Source organism: Pseudoalteromonas ostreae (assembly GCF_018069805.1).
Classification (GTDB): domain Bacteria; phylum Pseudomonadota; class Gammaproteobacteria; order Enterobacterales; family Alteromonadaceae; genus Pseudoalteromonas; species Pseudoalteromonas ostreae.
The window spans coordinates 33,712-47,328 of the sequence record NZ_JAGPYN010000016.1 but is presented as its reverse complement, the minus strand read 5'-3'; the positions used below and the strand labels follow the sequence as shown (position 1 = coordinate 47,328).

Below are 13,617 nucleotides of genomic sequence, written 5' to 3'. Positions count from 1 at the left end.
AGCTAAAAAACAAATAACCCGCAAGGAAAGAGCATGAGTGTAAAACGCATTAGTCAGTTTTTCAACCCGACTTCGGTTGCCGTGATTGGTGCATCGAATAACGTTTCTCGGGCAGGATTTGTAGTAATGCGCAACTTATTACAAGGGGGGTTCAACGGCCCTATCATGCCAGTAAGTCCGACTAATAGCGCCGTACATGGCGTGCTGGCCTACCCGTCTATTGCAGCGCTACCGAAAATACCGGACCTTGCGGTTATTTGTACGAACAAACACACTCTACTTAATATCATTGCAGAGCTGGGAGAGTTTGGCTGTAAAAATGCGATTGTGATCGCAGCCGGGCTCAATCATCAGCAAAAAACAGCACTGCAAGAAGCCGCTAAACAAGCCAAAGTATCGTTACTTGGCCCTAATTGTTTGGGCTTATTGATCCCCCATATTGGCCTCAATGCGAGTTTTTCTCACACTATCGCAAGCCCTGGTAAATTAGCGTTTATTTCACAGTCCGCTGCTGTGTGCTCCACTATTTTAGATTGGGCAAAACATAAAGAAATTGGCTTTTCCTACTTTCTCTCTGTGGGAGATTGTTTAGATATCGACTTTGCTGAACTACTCGACTTTTTAGGTCGCGATGCAAAAACGAAAGCTATTTTGCTGTACATCGATAACATTGAGAATATCCGCAGCTTTATTTCAGCTGCCCGTGCCGCTGCGTTTAGTAAACCGGTGATCGCCATTAAAACCGGTAAAACAGCGGCTGGGGCACTCGCCGCCGAAATTCACACTGGTGGCAAGCAAAGCTCAGATGCGGTGTATGACGCCCTATTCCAACGCGCAGGTATGTTACGGGTAAATGATTTAACAGAACTGTTTGCTGCTACACAAACACTGGCCATGCACCCTAAATTATTAGAGGTAGAACAACTCACCATTTTAACCAATGGCGGCGGCCCAGGTGTAATGGCCGTTGATAGCTTATTACAAAGCTCCGGCAAGCTTGCCCAACTAAGTGAAGAAACTCGCGCAGCATTAAATAAAGTGATCCCACAATCGGATATGACTTCTAATCCAGTGGATATTTTTGGCGACTCAGCCCCAGCCCGCTATCAACAAGCTCTTGAAATTTTACTGCAAGCAAAAGAGGTTAAAAACTTACTGATAATTCATACACCATCCGCTCTTGCACCAAGTGAAGACTATGCATTAATTATCGCTGAAACGTTGAATAAACTACCGAAAATGGCGCGTCCTTATGTGATCACAAATTTTATGGGCGAAGATGCCGCCTACGCCGCCCGCCGCGTGTGTAGCAACTACGGTATTCCTACTTATCGTACCCCTGAGGGCGCAGTTCGTGCTTTTATGCACTTAGTAAGTTATCGCCGTAATCAAAAACATTTAACCCAAACTCCAGAGTCAAACACAGATGACGCTAAAATCAATAAACACGCAGCAAAAGCGCTCGTGAATGAATTTTTAGCAGAGCAGCAAAGCTATCTATCCACCCATCAAGCAAGCCAAATACTCGCTCACTATGGCGTTGAATGTATTCAAACCGAGGTCGCATACACGCCAACAGAAGCAAAAGAACAAGCAATTGAACTAGGCTTCCCGGTGGCACTGAAACTGATCAGCCCTAGCATTCCGTCTAAATCAGAAGTCGGTGGCGTGGTACTTAACTTAAACGATGCGCAGGAAGTTGAGCAAACCGCTTTTGCAATGCTGCTGAGAATAAAAAACACTTATCCAGATGCGATTATTGAAGGTTTCTCACTGCAAAAAATGGCTCCCAGAGCGGGTGCCAATGAACTGCGTATAGCGATAAAAACAGAACCGAACTTTGGCCCTGTAATACTTCTAGGAGAAGCTGGCACTGGTCTAGAGTTTGCTCAAGCAGCGGTTGCTTTGCCACCTTTGAATATGAACTTAGCAAAGTATTTAATTGCTGCAGCGCATGACAAAGGCGTGCTTAAAGATCGCATTTTACCTGAGAAAGTTGATAAGTATCGCCTCTGTGCACTGCTTACGCGAATTTCACAACTGGTCATTGATCAACCCGATATAACTTCGGTTGAGTTAAATCCTATTTTAGCCAGTAACGGGCAGTTTTTGGTGCTTGATGCCACCATGACCCTGAGTCACTACCAAGTACAATCACATCGTAAGCGCTTATCTATTCGCCCTTACCCAATTGAACTGGTTAAACAAGTGACGCTAAAAAATAATACCCACGCGACACTCAGACCAATAAAACCAGAAGATGAACAAGCGCATCAAGAGTTTGATCAATCCCTAAGCAAAGAAGACCGCTACAAACGCTTTTTTGGTGAGCTGCCGCAATTTAACCACGATCAACTCGCTAAAATGACACAAATTGACTACGATCGTGAAATGGCATTTATTATCACTCAAGACAGCGCCACACTTGGCGTCTCTCGGGTGTTGATGGACCCTGATAAAGTGCATGCCGAATTTGCCATTGTAGTACGCTCAAACTGCCAAGGCCTTGGCTTAGGTGGCTTATTAATGCATGCCGCCATTAAGTATTGCCAAAGCCAAGGCGTACAATTTATTGAAGGTATCACCCTACCGGAAAATACCGGCATGATTGAATTAGCCAGAAAGCTAGGCTTTAAGATCAGCCGCGACTTTGAAGAAGGCAGTATAAACATGGTACTTGCTTTAACTTGTAGAAACGAAGACGGATAATAGCTTGAATAATTTACGTAAACGCACAGCGCTATTTTTTGAAGGTAATGGGGAATACCGTAAGGCGGGTCACTATATCGATATATTTCTAATATCGCTGATCATGATTAACGTCGTTGCGATTGTGCTTGAATCAATTGCTAGTTTAGCTCATCAATATAAGCATGAATTTTTAATGTTAGAGTTAGGCTCAGTGATTATATTTTCTATCGAGTATTTGCTTCGCCTTTGGTCATGCGTAGAACGTATCGAGTACAAAAATCTAGACTGTGATAATTTTCAACGCCGTTTAAAATATTTACTCTCACCGTTAGCTTTAATTGATCTCATGGCAATTCTACCCACGCTCTTAATGATGTTTATCACCTTTGATTTACGCTTTTTAAGAGTACTCAGACTCCTACGTGTTTTTAAGCTCACTCGTTACTCACGAGCAATGCAGCTACTTTTACAATCATTTCGTGATGAAAGCAGTTCGCTTTTGGCCGCATTCTTTATAATGGCAGTGGTGCTGATTTTAGCTTCCTGTGGAATTTATTTAATTGAACACGATATACAACCGGATAAGTTTGGCTCTATTCCTGCGGCCATGTGGTGGGCAATGGCAACGCTGACCACTGTAGGTTATGGTGATGTTGTGCCAGTAACACCGCTAGGGCGTTTTTTTGGCGGCGTGATCACATTACTGAGTATGGGGATGGTAGCAATACCCACCGGCTTATTAGCTTCGAGCTTCTCTGAACAGCTACGTAAACGTAGGATCATGTTTAGTGATGCAGTGCATGAATATCTGCATGATGGCGAGCTAGATGGCAAACTAGATAATGCGCAACTGGAGCACCTAGAGAATTTGCGTTGTAAGCTTGGTTTAAGTAAGCAAGAAGCAAACAAAGCAATTAAGTCTCAACTTAGTGCACGCACTAAAAACCTTTATTGTCGTCACTGCGGTGAACGCCAAGACTAGATATAGCTTCTAGTTAAAACTTCAAGTATTTAGGGCATCAACACTGCGATTGGTTTAATTGTAGTGTTGAGTCTCAAAAACGTTATGACTGAGCAAATAAAACCCAAGCTATAAAAAAGAAGAAAGCAAAGAAGACCACACCTTTTATATAAACAGCATTTCGAACTTTAAGCCAAAATTCTCTTTGAGTTTTTTGCTCAGTATGACTGAGCAAATAATCACAATGCGGGCACCTGTTTCCTAAGTACATTATCAAATTACAATTAGGACATCTCGCTGATGGTTTAAATTCGGACATATCCATAATAGTAGGCTTCTCAGGCTTCATAACGTCCTTGATTCGTAATAATTATTTTTTTGCTAAAACAAGTTAAGCTTAAAAACTTAAAAAAGTAACCATTTATAGATTCGGCTCTGATAATTTCACCATTTAATAAAACTCTAGCGAGCATTAGTCATCGTTCAACAACGACTGCCAGTCTTTATTTAATAGTGCACTTACATCATCACCTGGGATTGGTTTACTGAATAAATAGCCCTGAAATAAATTACAGCCTAGGTTGCGCAAAAAGGTAAGCTGTTGCTTAGTTTCAACGCCTTCTGCGATGCATTCTTTACCTAAGCTTTTCGCCAATGCAAGCGTTGACTGAATAATCGCTTCATCGCCACTATCTATACCAATATCGGTGACAAAGCTACGATCAATTTTCAGTACATCGATCGGAAAGCGCTTTAAATAAGTGAGTGACGCATAGCCTGTACCAAAGTCATCCATATATAAGCGACAACCTAATTGCTTCAACTTTGACATGCTGTTTAACGCTTGCGGTGAATCATGCATTAGCACTGATTCTGTAATTTCAAACACCACAGAGCTGGCTGATACATCAGCATTAATTAGCGCACTGCGAATTTCATCAACTAAATTTTTATACTCAAAATCCAGTGCAGACAGGTTAATAGACACATACAAGCCAGGCTTTTGTAACTGCCATTGTTTAAGTTCAATCAACGCTCTAGCTAGGGTTTGCAACATAATTTTTGTGATCAAACCAATACTCTCAGCAGCAAGCGCAAACTCTTGTGTTTCATAGCTGTTATTTTCTGGCCAGCGCAGCAATACTTCCAGCCCTTCGGCCTGATGAGTTTTAGCATTAACAATCACTTGGTAATGATTACAAAACGCATGATTTTGATAGGCTTGAGTTAATTGCGATTCTAAATGCAGTGAGCGTTGTACATGCTGATTCATTTCTTGTTTATAAAATTGATAACAACCTTCCAAGCTTTTTTTCGAATGATACAGTGCAATATCAGCCGCTTTAACTAAACTTTTCGCACAGAGTGCATCATCAGGCGAAATCGCCACGCCAATACTTAAACTGACACTAATCGCTTGATTGTTAATAATGATGTTGTCATTCAAGCTAGCCATCAACTTAACGCACAGTAAAACAACTTCTTCGATTTGTTGAATGCCCTCGATTAACAGCATAAACTCATCACCACTAAAGCGGGCTACACTGTCTTTCGCCTGTACACGCGATTTGATCCGCAGTGCCACCGCCTTTATTATCTCATCGGCAGCTTCATGCCCTAACGAATCATTAAAATACTTAAAGCGTTTGATATTAATATTGAGTAACGCAACTTTTAGGTTTTGGCCTTTAGCCTGTTCAAGTGCATGTTCAACTCGATCATTAAATAAAGTACGATTTGGTAACCCCGTTAAACTGTCGTAATTTGCTAATAAGAATAATTCATTTTCAGCTAACTTTTGCGCATTAATATCAGTCAGAATAACCACATAGCTTTCTAAGCGTTGCTCCGTATCAGCAACCGCACTAATTTTAATAAGCACATAACGCTGCTCGCCATTCGCCAAGCAAACAGTATCTTCAGCAGAAAAGTGCTCGCCAGCTTGCAACTCCTTCATTACACGTAAATAGTTAACTCTTACAGCACGACTTAATCCTAAGTGTAATGAGCAGCTAGAACGACAATCAACAGGAAAGTTAAATGCGCTTTGCAGTGCTTTGTTGGTAGCTAAAATACGTAAACTTTTATCCAGAATAAAGACCCAATCGCGGGTCTGCTCAAATGCTGCGCCAAATAAACGGGCATGTTCTTCAAACACTAATTCACGAGTCATATTGGTATAAGTGCCGGCCACTTTCTCGGGTGTACTTCCTTGCCATGCAACCACTTTGCCAAAGTCTTTATACCAGCGCCAATAGCCTAATTTATGGCGTAAACGATAGGTGCAGTTAAAATAGCCTTTTTCGGTGGATAAAAATTCTAACCACTCAATGCGAAAATTTTGTTTATCTTTAGGATGAATTTTTGCTAAATAATCATCTAAATTAACCGATTCAACATCATAACCTAACTCATTTTTAAGCCGCGGTTGATAAATGATTGGACTTGAAGATTGCCAATCCCACACCCCCGAACGGCTCCCTTCCAATGCTAACTTTAAGCGCGCTTCACTTTCTTGGCTTTCTCTGTGGGCTGCTAATAATAATTGCTGAATTCGATTACGACGCATTATCCAAGCTGCAACTAATCCTAAAAATACCAATGCGTAAAGCACTATAAACTGAGGTGCTCGCCATAGCGGGTATTTAACCACAATATCCAGCACAGCGGGTTGCGTGTAGTCACCAGTAAGCGGATCTTTAGCCCAAATTTTTAGTTGGTATTTGCCGGGGTTAAGTTTTGGAAATAGCACTCGGTTATTATTACGGGTATACGATTTTTGCCCATCAGAGAGTTGATACTCATAAATAATACGTTCTTGGTAGTTAAATGCCATTGCCGAAAAAGCGACTTCGAGACCGATATCGTCGTGCTCTAAGGTGATTGTTTTTATCGGTTGCTTAAGATCCGTAGATAATTCACGAGACATCAAATCAATGCTGGTTATATTTACGTGATCAATTAAACCATGCCTAGGGTGATTATCATTTGGGTAAAAATAACTAAACCCTTTTAACGTACCATAGACTATTTGGCCGGTTTTTAAACGCGTAAATGCACCACTATTAAACTCGCTAGAGAGCAGCCCTTCTGCAGTCGTAAATTGCTGAAAATGTTTGTTTTCTGGATTTAATCGCCAGATCCCTTTATGACTACTCATCCAGATCATTCCAGCATCATCTAACACCATATCGTACAATAAGGTGCCGAGCTTATTTTTATCTAAATCTATGGTATACAGCAGCTTGTAATTCGATGCATCAAGACCAATTAAGCCAAAATTCGATAACGTGATCCACAGCACATTATTATTATCAACAATATAAGACATCACATTAACGGCGACATTTTCATGTTGCTGTGGCACTGTATAGATTTTTGTTAAAGCAAATGAGTTTGGATCAACCTGATAAAGCACCCCAGCATTGTAAAATAACGGAGAGTCAGATTTGGTAGATAAAGGCGGTAAGAAACCATACGCTAAAAACGGTTCAAACTTTTCAAATTCACCACCTAAAGGTGTGATCTTTTGGCTGTCGATATTATAAACAAACATGCCATGATCAGAATGAACATAAAATAATTCACCATTTGGCATCAATACTGAGCCATGTACCCAGCCTGTTATCAGGTGTTGCAGGCTTGGGTCAGCTGTTGTCGCTGGAAAAATTTCATAGCTATGTGGATCAAAACTAAAAATCCCGCGATTAGTGCGCAGCCACAATTTATCTTTATAGGGCGAAATAGCGTAAATATTAAATTCGGTGGTAAATAAATCAGCTTGATAATCTTTTAAAAACACTTGCCCTTGATTAGTCTTTAAATCAACCGCAGTTAAGCCATTATGGGTTGCTAACCAGAGTTTATCTTCATACTCAGTTATGCCCCAAATTGAAGGGTGCGATAAACCATCACCAGAGAGCATACTGGCATTAACATTTTCAAAATGATAATTATCATAAGGTAAATAAAATGCCCCATCACTTTTAGTAGCTGTCCACATAGCGCCGTTACTATCTTTGACAATATCGATAACACTTGGATCTGCAAGTGAGTATTTACTTTCTTTTACTCTATTATTTTTAGTCAGCTCACCGGTATTCAAATCGAGACTAAATAAACCTTTATCGGTGCCTAAATCAAGCACCCCATGGTCATTTATTATTTTCCAAATATTAAGATCGTTCAATATGGTTTTATTTTTAAAAGGCACATCTGGGCGCTCAAACATACTCGGTAAATCACTAATATCAACTTGATACAAACCACGTACGGCCCCCACTAACAGTTGCTCATTTTCGCCTATTGCAAACGACTTTATATAATTTTGATATACATGGTCTGGCTTGGTGCTTAAATGCTCTAATTTTCGGTATTGCCCAGTTGCTATATGATAGACATATGCGCCAGTACTGGCGGCAATAAAGATATAACCTTTGTAATGTAATAAATCGCGGATCACGGTATTACGGGAGCGCTCTGGCAATTCAAAAATAGTCTCAATTTGGCCTGTCGCTAAATCAAGGCGAGCAAAGTCCCAACCGCGACCAATCCATAATGACTTATTATCGGTGGCAACCATACTAAATACTGACTGACTTAAAACTTGCTCTTCACTGGTAGGTTTTGATAAAAATTGTTGGTAGCTATCGGTACTTGGATCATAGCGAAATAGCCCTGCAACTAACGACGCAATCCAAATATAACCATCAGGGTCTTGATATATAAGGTCAATAATTGCTTCATCTAGTTCACCATTAGGCCCAGCAATATGTACCACCTGATAGCCATCGTAACGATTTAAACCCCCTTCAGTCGCTAACCAAAGATAGCCGCTTTTATCTATCAACATGGTGCTGACATAGCTTTGTGATAAACCTTCACTTGGCGATAAACGTTTTACCTGCGCCATAGCAACTTGGCTAGCAACAACTGAGGCGGCTAACAAAAAGAATATACTAGCCTTAAACCATTGACCCATTTAAATTTCCACATAGTTGTTTTAACAAATTATTTTTACTAGCACTGCATAGCTACAATATTTCGCTGCTGATAGACAGTAAAGAGTGTATCCAAAGGTGACGGCAATGTTAACACAAAGTTAAAGCCAATTGATTGATAAAAATCAGCTAAATGCGTATAAGCAAATGTATAAACGAGTGAGTTTTGGTTAGATAAGGTATGTATTAGTAGCTGTTTGGCAAGTCCTTGTCCGCGCCAAGCAGGTGCAACCAACAAGGTAGACAAAAACAAATAATCACTGCGATTTTGAATTCTGCAAGCCGCGACAATAACTAAGTCATGATAAACAACCCACACTTGATCTTGCCTGGTTGCCCGACCTCGGGCTTTATATTGGCTGTAAAACTTATTCACTAAGGGGGTTTTAATTGGCTCTAGGCATTCAAAACGCAATGCCGTCATTAACTTTGCATCGTCGCTAAATATTGTTCAAACTGCTGCTTCAAAAATATTTGCTCTGCCACTGGACGACTATGAATTGTATTGTATATTTGCTCACGAGTACTCTTACCACGCTTTATTTGATAAGCCCAAAACGATGCCTCGTAATCCAATTGAATTTGATATTTTTGTTCACGAGGAAGTAAACATAAGTTAAACGACATAAATCACCTGTTTCTTACTGATCATATTAATGCTCAGAGTATAACAAACAACTATGTCCAAACCACCTCAAGATGCGAGCGTCGTTGGAATTAAAAGCAATTTAGGCAAGGCATTAATTGCAAATAATAGTGGTTCTATTGTTAAAATCAGTCCCTCATAAAAGTAACGCAGTATAAATTGCTTTTAAACGTAGATTGGGGGCGTTTTTCGTCCTAATATGGAAACGCTGTGATTAAATATTTTCTTCAATGCATCATACTATACTGTTTACTTGCACCACTTTGCACGTTAGCAAAAAACCAAGATATACTATTTAATCGCCCCACCGACACCCCTCAAGCTCGCTATGTTATTGAGCTGATGACCCTTGCATATAAAGAACTTGGCTATGATGTACACATTATTGACTTTAATCACCAAAACGCTTTATCAGCAGCGAACAATGGCACCCTTGATGGCCAATTAGGACGAGTAGCTAATATCAACCAACAATATCAAAACTTGCACCCAGTTAACTTTGCGCTATTTGAGTTTAACCTTGTGCTATTAAAAAACTGCCAACAATGTACATTTGAGCAGCTAGACAGCATTGCCATTCAAGTTGGCTATCCAGCAGCACAGAGTTATCTTAACGAACACCCTTTTATTGGTGACATTGTTAAGGTGAAAAGTGTGACTGCCCAGCTCAATTTACTCACCCAACAAAAAGTCCAAGGGGTATTATTACTCGACTTTTTATTATCGACTAAACACCCTCTCTTTGATGTTAATCAATTTCAAATGGAGGTGCTTTCATCGATCAAGAGCTTTCATTTTTTACATACTCGCCATCGAGCATTAATACCAAAACTTGAGGATCAACTGCAAAAACTGGATGAAAACGGTACGATCCGATTACTCAGAGCTAAATATAACCTTGATTAAAAGCCAAAATCGTTCTGCTTAGGTGATGTTGCTTGTTCAGTATGTGCTTTGCGCTTTTGTAAGTAACGCTTATAGCGTTGTTGACATAAACTGATAACGTGCTTTTTTTCTACATTTGAAAATGAATTCCAACCAAAGCGCTCTTCACGACTGCGATAACAGCCTTTGCAGTAGCCTCGATTATTTACCTCACAAATGCCTTTGCAAGGACTTGGAATTTCAAAAATTTCAATTTGTTGCATAGCAAACATCAGTCAATAAACACAACTTTAGTATAGCCCGTTTTTTAAACGAAAAAAAACCGTAACTTAAATTACGGTTTTTTGAAGATGTTTTACATTAGTTATTGGCCACTTTCGCCACTATTAAACTCAGTTTTACGATGAAAAGGCTTAGCGTACATTGCTAATACAAGAGGTTTTAGCTCCTCTGGCACACTTGACATGCGTTGCTCAAATGCTTTTGCGTCACTTTTATCAATCACCGCTTGCTTACAACCGCCAGCAATATAATTACCAGGGTGTAAGAAAAACGAATCAACTATTTGCTGATCAATCGTCTTTGCTAACTGCTCTGGCGAATCACAATCTGAATCAATAGGTTGCCCAAACGCTAAATGTACATGCCCTTTGGCGGCACTGAACCCCTCAACAATACTGGCAATATCTTCACCAACCGATTTAACATATTTACCGTGATGTTGTTTATGATAAAGCTCTTTGGCTTTTGCTATGACGCAAGGTTCATATTGATAAGATATTGATACTGGAACAATTTTCAGCTCACATACATACTCCGAAAATTCTTTCTTTTGCTTACGGCCATTTAATTGCAACATTTTTAGTAACGCTGGATCGGTTTGATCAAAACCATCTTTTGCGCGGCCTTCTTTTTGCGCAATCCAAATTGAATCGCCACCAGCAAGTGAATCATAAATATATGCAGAGAGCTGCGATAGGGCTTTGAGCATCTCTTTCGGCGCTTTAGCTGAGCGCTTGACAATAAAGCTTTTATTGAGGCGCATTAGCTCAGTAATATAAGGTATTTGCAGTAAGTTATCACCAATAGCGATACGGACTGTCTTCATTTTATGGCTGAATAAGCCCCAATTAATTAAAGCGGGATCAAGTACGATATCGCGGTGGTTTGAGATAAACAAATACGCTTGCTTTGGATCGAGTTGATCTAAGCCAGAAAAGGTAACTTCTGAGGTTGTGCGCTTAACTAATAAAGTTAAATATTTCGCAACTTCTTGCTGCACTTGTTCAACAGAATTAACACCGCCCCATTTTTTTTGTAATTGGCGGCGAACTAAAAAACGCGCCAAAAATGGCACTGAGGATATAAAGCGCGGCAAATTATATTTTGCTAATACATCAATAAATGCGTTATCTGCAATCAAACGAGTAACAGAGGCTGCGACTTCGTTATCGTTGTAAGGTCTTATATCGGCGTACTTATCCACTAATTCACTCATTACTGCATCTATAAAGTTAAAAAAACGGTGCGCTCATGCGCACCGTTTATATTCTATAGGCGATTATAACTCAGACAACCTAAAATGCGAACTAAGTCATTAATTTGGTCAATTATTTATGTTTTATTATAGCTAAAAACCTATTTAATAATATTCAATTATGCAATGCTCTTACCAGTACTACGGTATTGACTAAACGCTCCTTTAAGAACTAAACGCACCATTAGCAGCGCTAAAATTATACCACAGAGAAGGGATAGCCAATGTGGTAGCACTTGATGTTCTTCACCTAATAATGGTGTAACAACAAAGCCAAACTCAGCCACTAAATAATCGGTTAAAAAGCCAAATATTAAAGCAATCCCTATTACACCGACTAAATAAGCAACTACTGCACGTTTACCAAGCTCATTAGCAACTACGCCAAGCGTCGCGACATTCGTGGCAGGACCCGCAAGCATAAACACCAACACCGCCCCCGGCGATACACCGCTCAATAGCAAACCTGCCGCAATGGGCGTTGATGCAGTCGCACAGATATACATCGGGATACTAATCGCGATCACCACCAGCATAGCCAAGATACCACTGCCCCATTGGGTTAAAAATGATTCTGGCACATAAGTTTGCACTAAGGCTGCAAAGAACAAACCAATCATTAACCACTTCATAGTGTCTGATAGTAATTTGTTACAACTGAAACTCACAGCCTGTTTCATCTTTTGCCATTGGCTAGCTGGCGCTGCGCTTGGTGTATCACAACAACTTGCCTTCTCTTCAGCCGCTGCTGATTGCGTTGAACAACAACTTGCCTTCTCTTCGACCGCTGCTGATTTCGTTGAACAGCAACTTGCCTTCTCTTCAACCGCTACTGATTGCGTTGAACAACAACTTGCCTTCTCTTCGACCGCTGCTGATTTCGTTGAACAACAACTTGCCTTCTCTTCAGCCGCTACTGATTTCGTTGAACAGCAACTTATTGTATCCGCTAGCTTTTTCTCATTATTAACTTCACTAGAGTGATCTGTAGTTTGCATTTTTTCAGCATCACGTCCTACCAACACACCCGCAACTATGGCACTGCAAATTGCAGCAATGGGACGAATAATTGCCATAAAAGGACCGAGTAGCACATACGACACCGACACCGAATCAACCCCTGTTTCTGGCGTCGAAACTAAAAATGCAGTAGTGGCACTTTTTGAAGCGCCGGCACGTCTTAAACCAATTGCTGCGGGTATTACACCGCACGAACACAATGGCATTGGCGCACCAATTAAAGCAGCTTTAACAGTTGTCCAAAAACCTTCTTTTCCTAAGTGTTTATTTAAAAAATTAGCCGGTAAGTACACATTTAATAATCCAGCTATTAATAAGCCAAGCATTAACCAGGGTGCAGATAATAAAAATAACTGCCAAAAATTATTGATTAAGTCCATCTATGTCCTCCAAAGTAGTAAGTATAGAACAGTTATCTGCAGGCTCTTGTCCGCCACAGCATTTGTCAGCAAGTACCGATAATGATTGATGAAAACGTGTTAATTCAGCAATACGCCCTGCGACTAAGTCACGCTTTTGTATTGTTAAGTTTTTAACTTCATGGCACGAATGTTGATGTTTTTTAAATTTAATTTGTAATAACTCTTTTATCTCAGCCAAGCTAAAGCCAACATTTTTAGCACGCAGAATAAACATCATCTGTTTAAGATCGGTTTGGCTATAATCTCGATAACCTGCCTGTGTTCGTACTGAAGGCGTTAACAAAGCATGCTTTTCATAGTACCTTAGGGTATCTGTAGAGACACCTAATTGACTGGCAAACTCGCCTATTTTCATCACTGTCTCCAATTAACGTATCATCAACTGATATTAAGTATAAACCTTAGAGTACACACTAAGGTCAAGCATTTTTAAATTTTTTATTATAAGGAAAGCG

Annotated in this window: 10 protein-coding genes; 3 read left to right on the top strand and 7 right to left on the bottom strand. The window is 40.1% G+C overall.

Annotated features, from left to right (window positions below):
* The first annotated feature begins 33 nt into the window (after positions 1–33).
* Positions 34–2,709: a bifunctional acetate--CoA ligase family protein/GNAT family N-acetyltransferase gene (locus J7338_RS13850; protein WP_210797600.1), complete on the top strand. Its 2,676-nt coding sequence runs from the start codon at positions 34–36 to the stop codon at positions 2,707–2,709.
* Between the two features lie 4 nt (positions 2,710–2,713).
* Positions 2,714–3,673, top strand: coding sequence for an ion transporter (locus tag J7338_RS13845; protein ID WP_210797599.1), 960 nt, complete (start codon positions 2,714–2,716; stop codon positions 3,671–3,673).
* A gap of 451 nt (positions 3,674–4,124) precedes the next feature.
* On the opposite strand, the gene J7338_RS13840 is transcribed toward J7338_RS13845, so the two are convergent.
* The 3 genes from J7338_RS13840 to J7338_RS13830 are packed head-to-tail and all read right to left on the bottom strand — an operon-like array spanning position 4,125 to position 9,279.
* On the bottom strand, positions 4,125–8,633 hold the full coding sequence (locus J7338_RS13840; RefSeq protein ID WP_210797598.1) for an EAL domain-containing protein: 4,509 nt from the start codon (positions 8,631–8,633) through the stop codon (positions 4,125–4,127).
* 38 nt (positions 8,634–8,671) lie between these two features.
* Complete coding sequence (locus J7338_RS13835; RefSeq protein WP_149981284.1) at positions 8,672–9,076, bottom strand: GNAT family N-acetyltransferase; 405 nt, start codon at positions 9,074–9,076, stop codon at positions 8,672–8,674.
* On the bottom strand, positions 9,076–9,279 hold the full coding sequence (locus J7338_RS13830) for a DUF3283 family protein (RefSeq protein ID WP_210797597.1): 204 nt from the start codon (positions 9,277–9,279) through the stop codon (positions 9,076–9,078). The genes J7338_RS13835 and J7338_RS13830 overlap by 1 nt, the downstream gene beginning before the upstream one ends.
* 229 nt (positions 9,280–9,508) lie before the next feature.
* Between J7338_RS13830 and J7338_RS13825 the strand changes: the two genes are divergently transcribed.
* Positions 9,509–10,204 carry a transporter substrate-binding domain-containing protein gene (locus J7338_RS13825; RefSeq protein WP_275074493.1) on the top strand — a complete coding sequence of 232 codons (696 nt, stop codon included), beginning with the start codon at positions 9,509–9,511 and terminating at the stop codon, positions 10,202–10,204.
* On the opposite strand, the gene J7338_RS13820 is transcribed toward J7338_RS13825, so the two are convergent.
* The 4 genes from J7338_RS13820 to zntR all read right to left on the bottom strand — a co-directional run bounded on the left by J7338_RS13820 (position 10,201) and on the right by zntR (position 13,517).
* Complete coding sequence (locus J7338_RS13820; protein ID WP_210797596.1) at positions 10,201–10,446, bottom strand: DUF1289 domain-containing protein; 246 nt, start codon at positions 10,444–10,446, stop codon at positions 10,201–10,203. The genes J7338_RS13825 and J7338_RS13820 overlap by 4 nt on opposite strands.
* 101 nt (positions 10,447–10,547) lie before the next feature.
* On the bottom strand, positions 10,548–11,681 hold the full coding sequence (locus J7338_RS13815; protein WP_210797595.1) for a 1-acyl-sn-glycerol-3-phosphate acyltransferase: 1,134 nt from the start codon (positions 11,679–11,681) through the stop codon (positions 10,548–10,550).
* A 158-nt stretch (positions 11,682–11,839) separates the two neighbouring features.
* Positions 11,840–13,120 carry an SO_0444 family Cu/Zn efflux transporter gene (locus J7338_RS13810; RefSeq protein ID WP_210797594.1) on the bottom strand — a complete coding sequence of 427 codons (1,281 nt, stop codon included), beginning with the start codon at positions 13,118–13,120 and terminating at the stop codon, positions 11,840–11,842.
* A complete protein-coding gene (gene zntR / locus J7338_RS13805) occupies positions 13,104–13,517 on the bottom strand; it encodes a Zn(2+)-responsive transcriptional regulator (protein WP_210797593.1) in 414 nt (137 codons plus the stop codon). Before zntR ends, J7338_RS13810 begins: the two co-directional genes overlap by 17 nt.
* Positions 13,518–13,617: the final 100 nt, after the last annotated feature.